General features: G+C 72.5%; 14 protein-coding genes. 8 read left to right on the forward strand and 6 right to left on the reverse strand.

Going from position 1 to position 18,582, the window contains the following annotated elements; genetic code table 11:
• The first annotated feature begins 22 nt into the window (after positions 1-22).
• On the forward strand, positions 23-1,099 hold the full coding sequence (locus EMA17_RS34470; RefSeq protein ID WP_126641104.1) for a GNAT family N-acetyltransferase: 1,077 nt from the start codon (positions 23-25) through the stop codon (positions 1,097-1,099).
• Positions 1,096-2,241, forward strand: coding sequence for a glycosyltransferase family 4 protein (locus EMA17_RS34475; protein WP_160161672.1), 1,146 nt, complete (start codon positions 1,096-1,098; stop codon positions 2,239-2,241). Before EMA17_RS34470 ends, EMA17_RS34475 begins: the two co-directional genes overlap by 4 nt.
• A 59-nt stretch (positions 2,242-2,300) precedes the next feature.
• On the opposite strand, the gene EMA17_RS34480 is transcribed toward EMA17_RS34475, so the two are convergent.
• From EMA17_RS34480 to EMA17_RS34505, 6 genes are all read right to left on the reverse strand, one after another.
• Entirely contained in the window at positions 2,301-2,747 is a 447-nt protein-coding gene (locus tag EMA17_RS34480; RefSeq protein WP_126641106.1) for a group II truncated hemoglobin, read from the reverse strand.
• A 65-nt stretch (positions 2,748-2,812) separates the two neighbouring features.
• On the reverse strand, positions 2,813-3,892 hold the full coding sequence (locus EMA17_RS34485; protein WP_126641107.1) for a glycosyltransferase family 4 protein: 1,080 nt from the start codon (positions 3,890-3,892) through the stop codon (positions 2,813-2,815).
• Positions 3,889-5,151, reverse strand: a complete 1,263-nt coding sequence (locus EMA17_RS34490; protein ID WP_126641108.1) for a glycosyltransferase family 4 protein — start codon at positions 5,149-5,151, stop codon at positions 3,889-3,891. Before EMA17_RS34490 ends, EMA17_RS34485 begins: the two co-directional genes overlap by 4 nt.
• 6 nt (positions 5,152-5,157) lie before the next feature.
• Entirely contained in the window at positions 5,158-6,381 is a 1,224-nt protein-coding gene (locus EMA17_RS34495) for an ABC transporter ATP-binding protein (RefSeq protein ID WP_126641109.1), read from the reverse strand.
• Entirely contained in the window at positions 6,371-7,492 is a 1,122-nt protein-coding gene (locus EMA17_RS34500; RefSeq protein WP_246127096.1) for an ABC transporter permease, read from the reverse strand. Before EMA17_RS34500 ends, EMA17_RS34495 begins: the two co-directional genes overlap by 11 nt.
• A 153-nt stretch (positions 7,493-7,645) precedes the next feature.
• Complete coding sequence (locus EMA17_RS34505; RefSeq protein ID WP_160161673.1) at positions 7,646-8,905, reverse strand: glycosyltransferase family 4 protein; 1,260 nt, start codon at positions 8,903-8,905, stop codon at positions 7,646-7,648.
• A gap of 169 nt (positions 8,906-9,074) precedes the next feature.
• Here EMA17_RS34505 and EMA17_RS34510 point away from each other — a divergent pair, with 169 nt between their 5' ends.
• The 6 genes from EMA17_RS34510 to EMA17_RS34535 all read left to right on the forward strand — a co-directional run bounded on the left by EMA17_RS34510 (position 9,075) and on the right by EMA17_RS34535 (position 17,262).
• Positions 9,075-10,265 carry a glycosyltransferase family 4 protein gene (locus tag EMA17_RS34510; protein ID WP_126641111.1) on the forward strand — a complete coding sequence of 397 codons (1,191 nt, stop codon included), beginning with the start codon at positions 9,075-9,077 and terminating at the stop codon, positions 10,263-10,265.
• A 147-nt stretch (positions 10,266-10,412) separates the two neighbouring features.
• Entirely contained in the window at positions 10,413-12,317 is a 1,905-nt protein-coding gene (locus EMA17_RS34515; RefSeq protein ID WP_126641112.1) for a tyrosine-protein kinase domain-containing protein, read from the forward strand.
• Complete coding sequence (locus EMA17_RS34520) at positions 12,317-13,420, forward strand: glycosyltransferase (RefSeq protein WP_126641113.1); 1,104 nt, start codon at positions 12,317-12,319, stop codon at positions 13,418-13,420. The genes EMA17_RS34515 and EMA17_RS34520 overlap by 1 nt, the downstream gene beginning before the upstream one ends.
• Entirely contained in the window at positions 13,417-14,505 is a 1,089-nt protein-coding gene (locus EMA17_RS34525) for a GNAT family N-acetyltransferase (protein ID WP_126641114.1), read from the forward strand. The genes EMA17_RS34520 and EMA17_RS34525 overlap by 4 nt, the downstream gene beginning before the upstream one ends.
• Positions 14,506-14,599: 94 nt before the next feature.
• Entirely contained in the window at positions 14,600-16,093 is a 1,494-nt protein-coding gene (locus tag EMA17_RS34530) for a hypothetical protein (protein ID WP_126641115.1), read from the forward strand.
• A complete protein-coding gene (locus tag EMA17_RS34535; protein WP_126641116.1) occupies positions 16,084-17,262 on the forward strand; it encodes a DegT/DnrJ/EryC1/StrS family aminotransferase in 1,179 nt (392 codons plus the stop codon). Before EMA17_RS34530 ends, EMA17_RS34535 begins: the two co-directional genes overlap by 10 nt.
• Positions 17,263-18,582: the final 1,320 nt, after the last annotated feature.

Raw genomic sequence — 18,582 nt, forward strand, 5'->3', positions numbered from 1 at the left:
TTCGAGGTCCGGGGGGATCGTCGTGCTTGCTCTGCCCACGTTGTTGCGCTCGCCCGGGGAGTTGGCGGCGCTGGTGCCGTCCTGGCGCGCGCTGGTCGCCGAGACACCCGGGACGTCGTACTTCACCACGCCCGACTGGGTGCTGGGCTGGACCGAGTCGCTGGGCCGGGAGCAGGCCGGGCGGGTACTGGTCGCGGTGTGGCGCGGGGCCGACGGCGCCGCCGAGGCGGTCGTCCCGCTGCTGCGCACCCGTGAGCGGCTGCATCCGCGGCTGCCCGGCGGGGTGCCGGTGTGGACGGTACTCGGCAGCGGGACCGGCGCCGCGGACCACTGCGGGTTCGCCGTGGCGCCGCACCTGCACGAGGACGTACGGGCCTGGTTGGCCGCGTTCGCCCGGCGGCGCAGCATGCTTTTCCCGCACCTGGACCCGGGCACCGGCGATCCGTATCTACCGCCCGGCGCCCGGGAGATCGAGCGCACCGCCTGTCCGGTGATGCCCGCCGACCCGGACGCGTTGGGCTCGGCCCGACACCGCCAGGGGGTGCGGCGCAAGGCGCGCCGGCTCGCGGCCGACGGGGTCGTGTTCACCTGGGCGGGGCCCGGCGAGCTGACGCCGCAGGTGTTCGACGACCTGCTGCGGCTGCATCGGCTGCGCCGGGACACGATCGGCGGCTCCAGCGCGTTCGACGCCTCCCGGCGTCCGCTGCACGCGGCGCTGGCGGCCCGGGCCGAGCCCGGGCGCGGGCCGTGCGCGCTGGTGGCCCGGGAGCCGGGGGGCGCGGTGGTGGGGGTCCTGTACGGGTTCCTGTGGCGGGACACGTTCGCGTACTACCAGTTGGGCTGGGATCCGGCCTATGCGAAGGCGAGCCTGGGCACGGTGTTGTTCCACGAGACGCTGACCGCGCTGGCCGAGCGCAAGGTGGCCACGTTCGACTTCCTGCGCGGCGCCGAGGAGTTCAAGCATCGATTCGGCGCGACCGATCGATACGACACGACATGGTTGGTGGCCCGCGGTGCGGCCGGCGCGCTCCTCGGCGCGAAGGCCGCGGCCCGCCGGGCCCGGGATCGCCGGCGGCGACCGGCGCGGGGGGAATCGTGAAGGAGCGGATCAGGCTCGTCCACGTGGTGTGGCGACTGAGTGTCGGCGGTGGCATCCCGCAGGTGAGCCGGCAGGTGCTCGCCGGGCTCGACCCGGAGCGCTTCGACTGCCACGCGATCAGCGCCCGACCGGCCTGGGAGGAGGACGAACTCGACGAGCTGGGCCCGAACGTGACGGTGCACGCGCTGGACCACACCGGGCCCACCGGGCCCCGGGACGAGGTGCGGCTGGGCCTGCGGATCGCGGCGAAGGTCCGGGAGTTGCGCCCGGACGTGCTGCACGCGCACAGCGGCACGGCCCGGCTCTCGCTGCCCGCCGCACTCGCCTGCCCCCGGCTGCCCCGGGTGATGGAGGTGCACGAGCCGCTGAAGGACGGGCTGCACTCGCGGTTGACCAACGGCATCGAGGTCGGCATGGTCAAGGCGGCCGGGTTCCGGCCGTTCGCCCACTCGACCCACGTCCGCGACGCGACGGCGGCGATCGTGCGCCGGCGGCCCGAGCGCATCCCGCTGGTCCCGCTGGGGGTGCCGGTCCACGAGCCGGATCCGGCCGCCGGGGCCGCGCTCCGCGCCGAGTTGGGCATCGCGCCCGAGGCGCTCGTGGTGGTCGGGGTGGGCCGGGCCGCGCAGAAGAACATCCCGCTGATGGTGCGGGTCGGCGCCGACGTGGTGCGCAAGCTCGGCGACGCCGGACCGCCGGTGGTGTTCCTGATCATCGGCCGCCAGGAACCGGAGATCCCGGCGCTGATCGAGCAGTTGGGGGTGGGCAGGCACGTGCGGGTGGTGCCGCCGCTGCCTCGGCTGGGCGACGCGTTCGACGCGGCCGACCTGTTCCTGTCCACGTCCCACTACGAGGGTTTCGGCCTCGCGGTCGCCGAGGCGATGGTCGCGGGCGTGCCCGTCGTGGGCACGGCGGTGGGCGGGGTCACCGACGTGGTCGCCGACGGGGTCACCGGGCGACTGCTGCGCGCGGGCGATCGGGGCGGACTGGTGATGGCCTGCCGGGAGCTGCTCACCGACGCGGACACCCGGGCCCGGATGGGCGCGGCCAGCCGGGAGCGGGTGCTGGCGCGCTTCACCCGGCAGCACATGCTCGACGGCTTCGCCCGGGTATACGAACGCGCGGCGCTGCGCCGGGACTAGGCGCCTCCCCGCGGATCGGAGCGGGCCCGGCGGCGAGGGGAACGTCGCCGGGCCCGGCTTCACGCGATCGGCGGCCAGTCCCAGTGCGGGACTTCGCGCAGCGGGTGCAGTTCGTCGTCGGTCTCGGCGTGCGAGTTCTGCTTGGCCACGTGGGTGCCGAACTCCACGTGCGAGCGCAGCGCCTCCCGAAACGGTTCGTCGGGGGGCAGTTCGGCTCTGTCGGTCGCGGCGAGATAGAGCTCGACGAAGCGTCGGCGCTGTTCCTCGGAGATCTTCAGGCCGCGATGGACCTCGATCAGATGGGTGAAGCCGCCCATGGTCCGGGTGAAGTCGTCCGGTCCGCCGAAGGTTTCGGCGGTGAAGGCGGTCAGATGGTCCACGTGCTCCGGGCGTCCCGCGCCGAACAGGGGCTGCAGGAGCGGGTCGGCCAGGACGTCGCCGTAGAAGATGTCGATGAACCGGCGCAGGCCCTCGTGTCCGCCCGCGTGCTCGAAAAGCGTCTCCATACCGCCTCATCCCAGACCGGGACGAAGCGGCTGTCAACGGCCGGCGACCGGCCGTCACCGAACCGCTATCCGCGCAGTTCCGCCAGAATGTGCGCGGCTACCGTCGGCCACGTCATCGTCGCCCGCAGTTCCTCGCCGCGGACCGCCGCACGTTTACGGAACGAGGGGTAGTCGGCGCTCAGTTGGCGCAGCGCGACGACCAAGGCGTCCTCGTCGCCCGGCGGTACGGTCAGGCCCGCGTCGCCGATGATCCAGGGCTGGTTGCCGACGGTCGACGCGACGCACGGCAGCCCCCGGATCAGGCCCTCGATCAGGGCTATCCCGAACGCCTCCATGTGCGTGGGGATGACCACCGCGTCGGCGGCGGCGTACGCGGCGCCCATCGCGGTGTGCGGCACCCGGCCCAGCGCGGTCACCCCGGCCGGCAACTCTCCCGCCGGACCGCTGCCGACCAGCGTCAGCCGATGGCGCGGGTCGCGGGCGTGAAGCCGGGCGAAGGCGGCGAGCAGGAGCGGGCCGCCCTTGAGCTCCCACTGGGTGCCCACGAACAGCAGCCGGGGCGGATCCGCGCCGCCCGGCCCGGGATCGGCCTCCGGCGCGGGCTCGGCGTTGGTCCCGGAGCCGACCACGTGCACCCGATCGGCGGCCAGGCCGTAGTCGCGCACCAGCACGTCGGCCGTGCTGGGCCCCATCACGAACACCCGGTGCGCGCCCAGCAACAACCGCCGCTCCCGGGCCAACCACCCGTCCGAGTACCGGGATCGGTGCACGCCGCCGACGGCCGCGCCCTCCAGGCCGACCCGGTCGGTGTACACGCCGTAGCGCACGCCCGGCGGCGGGGTCAGGGCGGGCAGCGTCTGCACGATCAGTACCTGCCGCCCGGGGTCGAGCAGTCCGCGCGAGCGCACCCGGCGGTCCAGCGCCGCCGTCCAGGCGCCGGTCTTGGTCCACGGCGTCCCGGGACCGGCCAGCCGCGCCTCGTGCACCGCCCGCAGCCGGGCGGCGGCCAGACCCGGCGCGCGGGCCAGCGGCATCAGGTCGTGCGCGGCCACCTCCGTGCGCTCGGCGAGCGCCCGGCACAACGCCGGCACCGACCCGGAGAAGGCCCCGACGTGCAGCAGGGTCAGCCCCGCCGGCCGGGTCATTGGGCCGAGGCTCCGCGCCCGCCCCGGGTGCGCCGGCGCAGTGCCTGACCGCGCTGCCCGGCCTTGAAGCCGACCAGGCGTCCGCCGACACGCACCGCCTCACCGACCCGGCCGCGGGCGGGCGGGTGGTCGGCACGGGCCTGTTCGTACCAGTCGACGAGTCGCAGCGCCTGGCTGTCCAGCGCGAAGCGCTCCCGGACCAGGTCGAGCGACCAGGCGCCGATGCGCTCGCGCTCGGCTTCGTCGCCCAGCAGCGCGGTCAACTGACCGACCAGCGGGTCCTGTTCGACGGGCATTCGGCCCGTGCCCAGGCCGTAGAAGCCGAGCCCGTCGAACCCGTCGATCGTCTCGGGTGTCACCGGCTCGCTGAAGCCCTGCTCGCCGACCACCACGGTGGGTTTGCCGAAGGCCATCCCGCGCAGCGCCGAACTGCCCATCCCGACCACCACGTCGGCCAGCGCGTACGCCGGTCGCGGGTCGGCCATCTCGCCCGTCAGGACGATCGCGCGCCGGCCCAGTTCGGCGTTCGCCGCCGCGGCCCGGGCCTGGAGTTCGCTCTCGATCGAGCCGCCGCCGACCAGCACCAGCCGCAACCCGGGCAGTTCCGGGGACAGCCGGGCCACCGCGTCGACGGTGCGTTCCAGGTGTTCCTGCTTGAGGTGGCGGGCCAGCCGCGAGACCAGCACCACGGTGGGCGCGGGCTTGAGCAGCCCGTGTTCGGCGGCGAAGGCGTCCACGTCCACCTCGGCGTCGGCCCCGTCCGCGACCGGGTGGTCGATCGCGGTGTCCACCGGCGGTTCGAGGAGGTGCACGCGCGCACCCTCCAGGCCGCGCACCTCGCCGGTCTCCTCGTACAGGTCGCCGTAGCCGAGGGTGAGCGGCACGCCGGTGCGCGGGAAGTACGGCGGCAGGCTGCCCATCGACATGATCGTGCCCAGCACGGGCGTGCCGCGCGGCACGAACGCGCCCAGGAACGCCTCGACCAGCGGCCAGTATTCGTAGGTGTGCACGACGTCGATCCGATGCCGACGCACCGCCGCCGCGATGGCGCGCGAGACGGCGGGCGAGGGACGTACGTGCGCCCGCTCGGGCAGCGCGAGCAGCGGCAGACCCGCGGCGGCGACCCTTTGTCGCAGCGGGCCCTGACGGCCCATCACCCACACCTCGTGGCCGAGGTCGCGCACCGCGCGGGCCAGGTCCACCGCGTTGATCGAGCTGCCGCCCAGTTGCATGTCGTGCGGACACACCAGGATGCGCACGGTCGTTCACCCCTCCCAGGTGTGGTCGACGTAGACCGGCGCGGCGAGCACGACCGCGCGCGGCGGGGTGTCGAGTTCGGGACCGGCCACGTCGAACTGTTTGGCCGGATGCCAGGCGGTCAGCGGGTGTCCGTCGCCGTCGTAGACGCCGATCCACAGCGCGTAGCGCCCCCGGGGCAGCGGCAGTCGGTCCAGGGTGCACTTGACCCGGGTGCCCGACGGGCCGAACCGCACGTCGCGGCGGGTGGTGAAGACCGGGCTCGCGGTGCCCTCGGTGACGCCGATGTGCACGGTGGCCGAGCCGCGGAAGTCGCCGACGAAGTCGGCCTCGACGACCATCGACCGGTTGGTCGTGGCTCCGGCGGTGTCCACCCCGCGCACGTCGACGTAGGTGGTGCGGATCGCCTCGTCGGTGCGGGTGCGCGCCTCCGTCTCCTCCTCGACGCTGTCCCGATATCCGCGCAGCGCCTGCCGGATCGGGCCGTCGGTGCGGATCTCGCCCTGCTCCAGCCAGATGCCGCGCGTGCAGATCGACTCGACCGACGCCAGGTCGTGCGAGACCAGGACCAGCGTGGTGCCCTGTTCGAGCACCACCCGCATGCGGTCCAGGCACTTTTGCTGGAACAGCGCGTCGCCGACGGCCAGTACCTCGTCGACGAGCAGCACGTCGGGCTCCAGGAACGCGGCGACCGCGAAGCCCAGGCGCATCTGCATGCCGGAGCTGTACCACTTGACCTGCCGGTCGATCGCCGTGCCCAGTTCGGCGAAGTCGACGATGTCGTCGAAGCGTTTGGCCACCTCGGCCCGTTTGAGGCCGAGCAACGAGCCGTACAGGAAGGCGTTCTCACGTCCGGTCAGGTCCGGGTGGATGCCCGCGCGCACCTCGATCAGCGCGCCGACCCGGCCACGCACCTGGAGGCGGCCGGCGTACGGGTACATCACGCCGGTGAGCATCTTGAGCAGCGTCGACTTGCCCGACCCGTTGGAGCCGATCAGGCCGACCGCCTCGCCGGGGTCGATGTGGATGTGGATGTCGCGCAACGCCCAGCGCCAGTCGGCCTGATCGCGGCCGGACAACTTGCGCGCGATGCGGCCCAGGTTGTCCCGGAGCAACATGCGTTGGCTGTCCGCGCGAAAGCGTTTCCACAGGTGCTCGGCCTGGATCGTGCCCGGCGCGAGGGTGCCCGGCTTGGCCGGCGCGAGCGTGGTCGACGTGCGGTCAGGCGACATCGGCGATCCCCGCCTCGAGCTTCTTGAAGATCTTGTACCCGACGATCAGCAGCACGGTCGCCGACGCACCGGCGGCGCCGGTGAGTTCCCAGTCGGGTTGTTGTCCGTACAGGATCGAGCGCCGGTAGCCGTCGATCACCGCGGCGAGCGGATTGCTGATCACGTAGGGCAGCAGCCAGTCCTTGGTGATCTGGTCCATGCCGTAGGCGACCGGGGTGGCGAACATGCCCATCTGCATGAGCAGCGGCAACACGTGTCGGATGTCGCGGAAGTAGACCACCGCCGCGGACAGCACGAGCACCACGCCGAGGGTGACCTCGAATTGGATGAGCAGCAGGATCGGCAGCGCCCACATGGTCGCGGCGGGCGGGGTGGTGTAGGCCGCGAACAGCACCACCAGCACGCTCGACGCGATCAGCATGTCGACGGTGGCCACGATCACGGTGGCGAACGGGAAGACCTCGCGCGGGCAGTAGACCTTGTTCAGCAGCGGTCCGTTGGACACCAGCGAGGACGAGCCCTGGGTGACCGAGGACATGAAGAACGTCCACGGGAGCAGGCCCAGGTAGCTGAACAGCGGGTAGGGCACGTCGTATTTGTGCGCGGTCTCGCTGAGGTTGCCCACCCGCTGGAAGACGATGGTGAACACCAGCATCAGCAGGACGGGCGTGATGATCGCCCAGGCGAAGCCGAGAACGGCTTGTTTGTAGCGGGCCTTGAGGTCGCGCTCGGCCAGCGTGCGGACGAGTTCGCGCGAGTGCCACAACTCCCGGATGCCGCGGAACAGGCTGGTGCGGCGCTTGAAGCGCAGTTCCGGCGGCGGTCCCTTGACCTCCGGGTCGGGCGCCTGGGCGGCGGCGATGCGGCCCGTGCCGCTGCCGACGCCGGCCGCGGGCGCGGCGTGTCGTCCGGTACCGGTGCGACTGTCGATGGTCGGCGTGGTCGCTCCCCCGTGGCCCGCGAGGGGCGCTCCGTTGACGTGTGTTCGGTGATCGGCGGGTTCGTCGACGCTGCCACCGGGCCGGGCGTGCCGGCTCGCCCGGCCGAGATCGCCGATTCTGCTCACGCCGTCGCCGGGCATGCCGACGGCACCCCCCACATACTCCCCCACGGACTCCCCCTCCCTGGTTCGACAACAACCTTGGCACATGCGATCTCCCCACGAGTCGCATTCGGCCGTACGGGAATCGGGGCTCGCGCCCCGTCCCGAGTCCTGCGTTCGACGCCGAGGCGTCGTCCCGATCCTTCCCTCGACGCCGCGGTGTCAGCGCGTGTGTTCGTCGAGCAACGCGGTCCACGCGTCCACCACGGTCTCCATCGCGTGTCGTTCCAGGCAATGGGCCCTGGCCGCACGCCCCATCGCTTCCCGGTCGGCCAGCACCCGGCGGATCGCGGCGACCAGAGGGGCCGGATCCCCGGCGCCGGGGCCCACCTCGGCGAGCGCCCCGGTGACCCCGTCCACCACCACGTCGCGGACGAACCCGACGTCGGTCGCGGCGGCCGGGATCGCGGTCATGCCCGCCTCGACCAGGACTCCCGGCACGCCCTCGCTGGTGCTGGAGAGCACCAGCACGTCGCCGGCGCGGTACACCGGGCCCAGGTCGGCGAGGTTGCCGGTGAAGGTGACCCGCCCCGGGGCACGCCGCGCGGCCAGCGCCTCCAGGGCCGCGCGCTCGGGGCCCTCACCGGCCACGAGCAGGTGGTAGTCCGGGAGTTCGGTGGGCCCCGACGTCGGGGTTTCGGCGCGCTCCGACGTCGGAGGCTCGGCGCGCTCCGTGGTCGTGAGTTCGGCGCGGTCCGAAGTCGGGGGTGCGACGGGCTCCGAAGTCGGGGGCTCGGTGGGCTCCGAAGTCCGGGGCTCGGCGGGCTCCGAAGTCACCTCGGGAGGCTTCGCTGCCACCTCGACGCGCTCCGAAGCCGCCTCCACGAGCCGTGCGAAGGCCTCGATGGCCAGCGCGACCCGCTTCTCCACGGCCAGCGCACCGACCACGACGAGCACCGTCGCACCCGTCGGCAGCCCCAACTCGGCGCGTGCCTTGGACCGATCGGTCGAGTCGGGTGGCCGGAACCGCTCCGGACGCCGCCCGTTGGGGATCGCCCGTACCCGCCCGGGCGCCAACCGGTAGGTCTGCAGCAGGATTTCCCGACCCGTCGGCGACACCGAGGCGATCGCCGCCGCCCGGCGCAGCAGCAGCCCCACCCGCGCCCGGCGCAGCGAGTCGCGCGCCCAGTGCCGGGGATCGCCGATGTTGACGTAGACGAACGGCGTGCCGGTGCCCGCGAGGGCGATCCCGCACGCGTCCAGCGTGGTCGAGCCGTGCGCGATCACCACGCCCGCGCCCGCCGCCCGCCGACGAAGTTCGCGCAGCGTGCTCGGGTGCAGTCGCCCCGGCCCGAGCACGGGGAAGTCCATCTCCCCGGTGCCGGACAGCGCGACGACCGCTGATGATCGCCCTCGTTCGCGCAGCGCCGCGTCCAGATCGTGCGCGAACGCCTGTGAACCCCGTCGTCGGGGGTCGGTCACGACGTGCAGGACCCCACGCCGACCCGTCGTTGTCCCCATGGGGTGACAGGTTGTCACGAATCCCGCCCCGCCGGGGGCGTATCGATGACATGCTCGGCGGTGCGGGGTGGGGGCGTCCCGTGACCGACGGCCGCGTCGGGAGAGCGCGGGGGATGGCAGGGGTGAGGCAGTGCACGTGCTGCAGGTGATCGACAGCGTGGATCGGGTCGGCGGCGCCGAACGCGCGGCCGTGGCGATGGCTCCGGGACTGATCCGGCGCGGCGTCACCCTGGATGTCGCGTATCTCCTGGATCTGGACGGTTTTCAACCGGAGTTGGTCGAGGCGGGCGCATCGCTGTTCGGGGTGCATCGCGGCTCGCGGGTCGGTTCGGTGCGCGGATTGGCGCGGGTGATCCGTGATCGCCGGCCCGATCTGGTGCACACGACCCTGTACGAGGCGGACATCGCCGGGCGAATCGCCGCACTGGCGACCGGTGTTCCGGTGGTGTCGAGCCTGGTCAACACCTCCTACGGGGCGGAGATGCGGACCCAGCCCGGCATTCGGCCGTGGAAACTGCGCGCGGCACAGGGTCTGGACGCGGCCAGCGGGCAGGGGGTGCGCCGGTTCCACGCGCTGACCGAGCACGTGGCCGACGTGATGTCGCGCCGATTGCGCGTGCGCCGCTCGCGGATCGAGGTGGTGCCGCGCGGACGCGATCCCGAGGCGCTGGCCGCCGCGCGCGAGCGACGGGCGCACACCCGAGCCGAGTTGGGCCTGGGCGCCGACGTCCCGGTGCTGGTCACCGCGGCCCGGCAGGAATACCAGAAGGGACTGGACGTGCTGCTCGCGGCGTTCGCGTCGGTGCGCCGTGAGGTGCCGGACGCGGTGCTGCTGCTGGCCGGTCCGCCCGGTGGGCAGACCGAGTCGTTGCGAAGGACGGCGGCCGGCCTGGCCGGGGATTCCCCGGACGGCGCGGAACCCGTACGGTTCCTGGGATACCGCGACGACGTGCCCGATCTGATGGGCGCGGCCGATGTGTTCGTGCTGCCCTCGCGCTGGGAGGGTTTGGGCAGCGTGCTGATCGAGGCGATGGGGGTGGGGACGCCGATCGTCACCAGCGACCTGCCCCCGGTGCGCGAGATCACCGGGGCGGGCGACTGCGCGGCCCTGGTGCCGCCGGATTCGCCCGAGGCGCTGGCGACGGCGCTGGTCTCGGCCCTGACGGAGCGGGAGAAGACCGCGATGCGCGCGGATGCGGCGTATCGACGTTTCGGCGAGGAGTACACGATCGACAGCGTTTGCGACCGGATGGTCGCGTTCTACACCCGGGCACTCGGCCCCGGAGCGGGCCGTGACGGGTTGTCAGGTCCGGTGCGGTGACGGCCGTGCGAACACGGCAGGTCGGATCTCGACGGAATCTCCACACTTCCGGCACAGTCGAGGGGTCGTTCGGCACCCCGCGTGCTCTACGTTTGGCCTGCCCCGCGGTCCCATCGCGCGGTGGCACCTCGAACCGGAGGGGGACCGGTGGAAACCTCTAGCTACTTCTCCGTTCTCCAGCGTCGTTGGCCGCTGGTGCTCGCCTGTCTGGCGATCGGACTGCTCGCGGGGCTGATCCTGACCCCATCGGACCCCAAGGGCACGGGCAACCAGTGGACCGCCTCGGTCAACGTGCTGCCCGCGCCCAACTCGGCGAAGGAGTTCAACCTCGCGCCGGTACAACTGATGACCGACGGCGGCGAGGTGGCCCGCCGGGTGGCGAAGCGGCTGAACAACCCCGATCCGGCGGTGCTCGCGGCCAAGGTCACCTCGCAACTGAACCCGAACCTGGGCCTGGTGACGATCTCCGCGAAGGCGCCCAACCGCAAGGCCGCCGAGGAGCTGGCGAGCGCGTGGGCCCAGGAGACGGTGGCCGCGTTCGGCGACTCGCAGCGCAAGACCCGGCAGGGTCAGGCGGACAGCATGACCGCACAGTTGGACAAGCTCAAGGCCGACATCGACGCGCTGGACAAGAACACCACCAAACGTGCCACCCTCCAGGCGGAGTTCGACGCGAAGCGGACCCAATACACCACCCTCGTGGGGCAGCAGCAGGAGTTGGTCAACCCGCTGAACGACCCCAAGATCGAGGTGATGGACGGCCTCAAGAGCACGGCGGACTCCACCACCAGCATCCTGGCGCCGACCTCGCGGCCGTTGCGGATCGCGCTCGCGGCGGCGCTCGGCCTCGCGCTCGGGTTGATCGCCGCGCTCATGGTCGACCGGATGGACGTGCGGCTGCGCGGACGGATCCAGTTGGAGGACGCGTTCGGCCTCCCGGTGATCGCCGAGGTGCCCAGGGCCCCGCGCCGGCAGCGCGCCGGACACGCGGTGTTGGTCGCGGGGCGTCCGGACAGCCCGGTCGCGGAGGCGTATCGCACGCTGCGTTCGGCGCTGCTGCTCACCGGTCCGCCCGGGCTCGCCTATCGGCTCGGCGGCACCGACCCGCGGCAGACCCGGGCCACCGCGATGCCGGTGCGCCGGGTCAGCGATCCGGCGCCGGTGATCCTGGTGGTGTCCTCGAAGCCGGGCGACGGGCGAACCAGCACGGTGGCCAACCTGGCCGCGGCGCTGGCCGAGGCGGGCCGCTCGGTGCTGGTCCTGGACTGCGACTTCCGCAATCCGGCCACCCACCTGTACCTGGGCGCCAAGCCGGGCAAGGGCATGTCGGAAGTCCTGCTCGCCGAGCAGGAGATCGACCTCGGCGACGTGGTGCGCGGGACGAACATCCCGAATGTGCGGCTGATCACCGCCGGGGCGCCGGCCGCCTACCCGGCCGCGCTGCTCCTGCGTGCCGGCGAGGTGGTCCAGCGGGCCCGACACCACGCGGACGTGGTGCTGGTGGACAGCGCGCCGCTGATGTACGCGAACGACACCAACGACCTGGTACAGCACGCCGACGCGATGCTGGTGGTGGCCCGCAGCGGCAACCTGACGGCCGATCAGGCGTCCCGGGTGGGCGAGCTGTTGACCCGGACCGGGGTACCGATCGCCGGCGTCGCGCTGCTCGGCGTGGATCCGACCGGGGCGATGGGCGGCGGCCTCAAGCGCGGGCCGCGGATCGGCTCGGTGGGCCGAATGGGCGCGGTCGGCGGCCTGGTGCTGCGCGGTCGCTCCGGCGGAGCGCCGACCGAGCCGGAGGAGGACGCCGAGCGGCCCGCGCCGAGTTGGGCCAAGCGCAACCAACTCACCGAGGGCGAGCCGGAGTCGACCGAGCACGGCCACGGCTCGCAGCGCACCGACCCGCCCGCCCCGAGCGAGGACGGCGGCGCCGGCTTCCGGGTGCAGTCGGCCGCCGAGCGGGCGCTGCACGGCGGCGCGGGAGACGGCGCCCAATTGGGTCCGCACTTCGACACGTGGTCCACCGTCGAACTCGGCTCGGAGGATCGCTGATGGGAGAGCGCGTTCGCGTCCTGTGGCTCGCCAAGGGTCTGGGGCGCGGTGGTGCCGAGCAGTTGCTGGTCAACTGCGCCCGTCACCTGGACGACGAACGCTACGAGGTCGAGGTCGCCTACGTGTTGCCGTGGAAGGACGCGCTGGTCCCGACGCTGCGCGGACTCGGCATCACGGTGCACTGCCTGGGCGGCGGCCGGACCTGGCCGCTGCGGCTGCGCACGCTGGTGCGGGCACGCGGCTACGGGCTGATCCACACGCACATGCCGGTCCCGGCGGTCGCCGCGCGCGTGGTGGCGGCCGGCGTACCGATCGTGCACACCGAGCACAACATGTGGCCGCGCTATCGGCGGCCCACCCGGCTCGCCAACGCGTGGACCTACCGGCGCAACAGCGGCGTGATCGCGGTCTCGACGGCGGTGGCCGAGAGCATCGTCCCGGGCCGGTTGCGGCCCGGAGTCAGCCCGACGGTGATCCACCACGGCCCGGATCTCGGCGATGCGTTCGCCGGTCCCGGCGCCCGGGAGCGGGCCCGCCGGATGCTGGACCTGGACCAGGACGCCTTCATCGTCGGCACGGTGGCCAACTTCACGCCCAAGAAGGACCAGTTGGGCCTGCTGGACGCGCATGCCCGGGTCCGCGAACGGCATCCGGGCGCGCTCCTGGTGCTGATCGGCTCGGGGCCGCTGGAGGCGACCCTGCGCGAGCGGGCCAACCGGGCCGACCTCAAGGGCTCGGTGGTCTTCACCGGCTCGCGCGGCGACGTACCGACCCTGCTGTCCGCCTTCGACGTGTTCGCGCTGAGTTCGCGTCAGGAGGGGCTGCCGGTCTCGTTGATGGAGGCGATGACGGTGGGCCTGCCGTCGGTGGTGACCGCCGTCGGGGGGATGCCGGAGATCGTCACGGACGGAATCGAGGGCGCGGTGGTGCCGCCGGGCGACCCCCGGGCGTTCGGCGACGCGCTGGCGGCGTTCGCCGCGGACCCGGCGCGCCGGCGGGCGTGCGGCGAGGCGGCGCACAAGCGTTCCGCCGAGTTCGACGTCGCGGGCGCCCAGCGACGGATCGAGGATGTGTACGCGAGAGTGCTGGAGGGGTCGCGGTGAGTGGGCAGGAACGCGGGAATTCGCCTTTCACCGTCCGGGAGTTGGGCAAGCACGACGAGCCCCGGGTGTTGGATCTGCTGGGCGCGGCGCTGTCCGGCGGGCCGACCGGCGAGCGCACCTCGGAGTTCTTCCGCTGGAAGCATCGGGACAACCCGTTCGGCGCCAGCCCGGGCCTGGTCGCGGAGCGTGCCGACGGTCGGGTGATGGCCGTACGGCTCTTTCTGCGCTGGGAGTTCGTATTCGGCGGCGAGGTGATCCGGGCGGTGCGCGCGGTGGACACCGCGACCCATCCCGACGTCCAGGGCCGCGGCCTGTTCCGCCGGCTGACCACCGATCTGCTGGAGCGGATCGAGGCGGACACCTCGCTGGTGTTCAACACCCCCAACGGCAACAGCCTGCCCGGCTATCTGAAGATGGGCTGGCAGGAGGTCGGGAAGGTGCCGATCGCGCTGCACCCGATCCGGCCGCTCGCCTTCGCGCGCGGGCTCAAGGAGTTGCGCGCCTCGGGTGATCCGACGGGCACTTCCCAATCCTGGAACTCGGACGACCCGGCGGCCCGTTGCCGCTTCCCCACCGCCCGTCAGTTCTTCTCCGATCCCCGGGCCGCGGTGGGCTTCGACGAACTGGTCGCCGAGGCCGACGCGGGCGACGCGGCGATCGGGCACGACAAGCTGCGCACCGCGCTCACCGGCGACTTCCTGCGCTGGCGCTACGGGGAGGCGCCGGGCCTGGACTACCGGGTCGTCGCCTCCTACAAGAACGGCGAGTTGACCGGCGTGGTGTTCGGCCGACCGCGCCTGCGCGGGCCGTTGGTCGAGTTCACGCTGTCCCAGATGGTGGTCCGCCCGGGCGACCGGGACACCGCGCGCAAGCTCTTCTCCGGGGTCGCCATGTCCGGGTGCGACCACGTCGCGACGCACCTGGCGCGCGGCTCGGAGGCGGCCCGCGCGGCCCGCTACGCGGGCTACGCCACACCGCCGCGCACCGGCATGCTCCTGGTCGCGCGGCCCGTGCACCCGCACCCGATCGACGTCCACGACCTGCGCTCGTGGCAGCTCTCCCTGGGGGACTTGGAGGTGTTCTAGCCCCGCGGTCGATGCCGCCGGTCCGGTCCGAGCCGGTCCGTGCGCCACCGCCGTCCTGCGTCGCGCCGGTTCGCCGTTCCTGCAAGGAGTTCCGTTGTCGTCCCGACTCGCGTGGTTCACCCGGTGGACGGGTCGTTCGCCGCGGCTGCCGTGGGGTTCGCTGCTCGCGCTCGCCGCCGTGGGTGTCTACGTCTCGGTGTTCGCGTGGGCGATGGAGTACCGCCCGTACGACACCTGGGGCGCGCTGATCGTCTTCCCGCTGCTGCTGACCATCAGTGTTCCGCTGCTGTCCCGGTTCTCCCGCGACGAGCCGCCGTGGGTACGGCGGTTGGTGATCGGCGCGCTGGTCGCCAAGCTGCTCGCGTGCTTCGCCCGCTACTGGATGTCCTTCGTGCTCTACGAGGGTCGCGCCGACGCGGCGACCTACGACCTGGTCGGGCGGGCCATCGCGCCGCACTTCCGGGACGGCGACTTCACCGTGGACATCGGCCGCAAGGTGATCGGCACCGGCTTCATCATGATCGTCACCGGGATCGTGTACGCGATCGTCGGCCAGTCCCTGCTCGCGGGCTACCTGGTCTACTCGTGGCTCGGGTTCTGGGGGCTGTACCTGTTCTGGCGCGCGTTCAACGTGGCCTACCCGGACGGCGATCGGCGCCGCTACGGCAAGCTGCTGTTCTTCCTGCCGTCCCTGCTGTTCTGGCCGTCGGGGATCGGCAAGGACACCTGGATGATGTTCACGCTGGGGATGGCCGCCTACGGCGTGGCGCTGCTTCTGGTGCGCAAGCGCGGGGCGTTCGTGTTCCTGATCCTGGGCGCGGTGGGCACCACGATGGTGCGACCGCACGTGACGGTGCTGCTCCTGTGCGGGCTGTGCGTGGGGTATCTGCTGCGCAACCGGCCGCAACAGGCTTCCGCACTCGGCCCGTTGCGCGCCGCCTTCGGCATCGTGGTGCTCGGGGTGGGCTGCGTGCTCGCGCTCCAGCAGGTGGGCACCTTCTTCGGTACGCCCGGCATCGGCGCCGCGCAGGCCAACCAGGTGATCGCCAAGACCCAGACGCAGACCGCGCAGGGCGGTTCGGCCCAGGCGGTGGACGACCAGGCGGCGTTGGCGATCTCGCCGGCCGCGTTGCCGCAGTCGCTGGTGACCGTGCTGTTCCGGCCGTTCCCGTTCGAGGCGCACAACATCCAGGCCCTGGTCGCGTCGCTGGAAGGCGTCGTGTTGATGGGCCTGTTCGTGGTGGCGTTGCCCCGGTTGAAACGCATTCCGGGTCTGCTGATCCGAAGACCCTACGTGGCCTTCGTGATCGTCTACACACTGGTGTTCGCGCTCGCGTTCGCGAACATCCGCAACTTCGGCATCCTCACCCGCGAACGGGTCCAGGTGTTCCCGTTCGTGCTGGTGTTGCTCGCGGTGTCGAAACCGGAACGGACCGAGACCGCGACGGGCGGTGGTTCGGAGCGGAGACGGCGGCGTGTGCCCGTGCGGCAGACGATGCCGGTCGCGGCCGATTCCGAGTCGGTGGGGACAGGTTCGACGGATCCGGGGTATCCCGGGGAATTCAGGGGGGATGGGACATGGCGGTGACCGGCAAGCCGGCGGTGCTCGGCGGAACGGCGCTGTTCGCGGAGGGCCTGCCGCTGACGCGCGTGCGGGTGCCCGAGCGGGAGGAGTTGGCGCGGCGCCTGGACACGATCTTGACGAGTGGTCAGCTGACCGACGGGTCCACGGTGCGCGAGTTGGAGGAGGCCGCGGCGGCGCAACTCGACGTGCCGTACGTGGTGGCGGTGTCGAACTGCACGAGCGGGCTGATGCTCGCGCTCCAGGCGATGGGGGTCAACGGCTCGGTGGCGATGCCGGGCTTCACCTTCTCGGCCACCGCGCATGCGGCGCACTGGGCCGGGGCGGCGCCGGTGTTCGCCGAGGTCGACCCGGACACGCTGACCCTGGACCCGGCGGACGCGGCGAAGTTGCTGGCCGAGTCCGGGGCTTCGGCGCTGATGGCCACGCACGTGTACGGAACCCCGTGTCGGGTCGAGGAGTTGGCCCAGGTCGCCGACGACGCGGGGGTACCGCTCCTCTACGACGCGGCACACGCACTGGGCAGCCGGCGCGCCGGCACCCCGATCGGCGGCTTCGGCGCGGCGGAGGTCTTCTCGCTCAGCCCGACGAAGGTGGTCGTCGCGGGCGAGGGCGGCCTGATCGCGACCCGCGACGAGGGCTTGGCCCAGGCGTGCCGATTGGGGCGCGGGTACGGCAACCCGGGCGACTACGACTGCGTCTTCCCGGGCCTGAACGCCCGGATGTCCGAACTCCACGCGGCGCTGGCCCTGGTCTCGCTGCGGGGTCTGCCGGAGCGGGTACGCACGCGCACCGAACTGGTCGCGGCGTTCGCGACGGCGATCCGGGACGTCCCGGGCGTGCGGTTGCCGGTGCTCGCCGAGGGCGACGTATCGACGTGGAAGGACCTGACGCTGGTGATCGACCCGGAGCCGTTCGGCCTCGACGTCCCCACGCTGGCGCGAGCGCTGAAGGCGGAAGGCATCGACTCCCGCCGCTACTTCCACCCACCGGTCCACCGCCAGAAGGCCTACGCCCACCTGCCGGCCCGGGACCTGCCGGTAACGGACGACATCGCGAGCCGGGTCCTCACACTGCCACTGTGGTCACACATGGACACAGCCACGGTCACCAGGGTGGCGGAGGCAGTGACCCGCCTGCACGAACACGCAACGGAGGTGCGGTCGACCCGGTAGGGGGTGGACCTCGGGGCCGGGTTCGGGCGAGCGACACCCCCCGCCCGACCCGGCGCCCGACCCGGCGCCCGACCGGCGTCCTCCCCGACTCGGCTCCGCCGAACCTGCCCGGCTACCCGGGTGGGTCGGTTACTCCCGGCGCTCGCTGCGCTTCCGGTGACCGGGCACCGGTGCGGGGTTGACCTGGGCCACGAGGCGGGCCGCCGCAGGCGTGCGGGACTCCGAGACTCCGGCTTCCGGCGAGATGGGTGTGTTGCTCACCGAAACCCGGCCTGCAGCGGCGGGGAGGGTGGGCGCTCGGGTCGAGGCTGCCGGGGCGCCTTCCCGGGTGGGTCGGCCATTCCCGACGAGCGTTGCGCCTGTGGCTGCGGAGGGCCGGTCCGGGGCTCGTTACAGTCGGTGGTGGGCCGCCAGGCGTGCGGGACTCCGAAGCCTGGGGTTCCCGACGAGACGGGCACGTTGCTCACCGAAAACCGGCCTGCAGCGGCGGGCAGGGTGGGTGCTTGGGTCGGGGCTGCCGGGGCGCCTTCCCGAGTGGGTCGGGTGATTTTGTGTGTGGTGGGTGTGTGGGTGGCGCCGGTTCACGAAACGGGATCCCGTGGGGTGCCGCAGCCTTTGTGTGAGAGAAAACCGCAGGTCAGCGTTGATGGGAGCAGTTTCGGGTGCCTTGAGATCCGGTTTCGACCCCCACCTGGCACTTTCGGTCTCCTAGACAGCCTCCGTGACGTCACGGCACGCGAAGTCGACTTCCACTACACAGTTTCGGTCTCCACACCGGCTTGACGGGGACGGCGTGCACGAAACCGGCACTCGGCGCCCGACTTTGCCCCCGACCACGCAAAACCGCAGGTCAACGAAGCTCAAAGCCCAGAGACACCCACCGCGATCCGGTTCCGAACCCCAACTCCTTCCCAAACGCCTCCGCAACTCCCCGACCCACTCGGGAAGGTGCCCCGGCGGACTCGACCCGAGCGCCCACCCTCCCCGCCGCTGCTGGCCGGTTTTCGGTGAGCAACACACCCATCTCGCCGAAAGCCGGAGTCTCGGAGCCCCGCACGCCTGCGGCGGCCCACCGTCGACGCTGACGAGCCCCGGACCGGCCCTCCGCAGCCACAGGCGCAACGCCCGCCGGGAACGCCCGACCCACCCGGGAAGGCGCCCCCGCAGCCCCGACCCGACCACCCACCCTCCCCGCCGCTGCTGGCCGGTTTTCGGTGAGCCACGTGCCCGTCTCACCGAAAGCCGGCGTCTCGGAGCCCCGCACGCCCGCGGCGGCCCACCGTCGACTCTGACGAGCCCCGGACCGGTCACCCGCAGCCA

Source organism: Embleya hyalina, from assembly GCF_003967355.1.
Taxonomy (GTDB): domain Bacteria; phylum Actinomycetota; class Actinomycetes; order Streptomycetales; family Streptomycetaceae; genus Embleya; species Embleya hyalina.

Bases quoted from the DNA above. Each gene is read 5' to 3' on its own strand.
- EMA17_RS34480 (WP_126641106.1), bottom strand. From the start codon at position 2,747: ATGGAGACGCTTTTCGAGCACGCGGGCGGACACGAGGGCCTGCGCCGG.
- EMA17_RS34485 (WP_126641107.1), bottom strand. From the start codon at position 3,892: ATGACCCGGCCGGCGGGGCTGACCCTGCTGCACGTCGGGGCCTTCTCC.
- EMA17_RS34495 (WP_126641109.1), bottom strand. From the start codon at position 6,381: ATGTCGCCTGACCGCACGTCGACCACGCTCGCGCCGGCCAAGCCGGGC.
- EMA17_RS34520 (WP_126641113.1), top strand. From the start codon at position 12,317: ATGGGAGAGCGCGTTCGCGTCCTGTGGCTCGCCAAGGGTCTGGGGCGC.
- EMA17_RS34535 (WP_126641116.1), top strand. From the start codon at position 16,084: ATGGCGGTGACCGGCAAGCCGGCGGTGCTCGGCGGAACGGCGCTGTTC.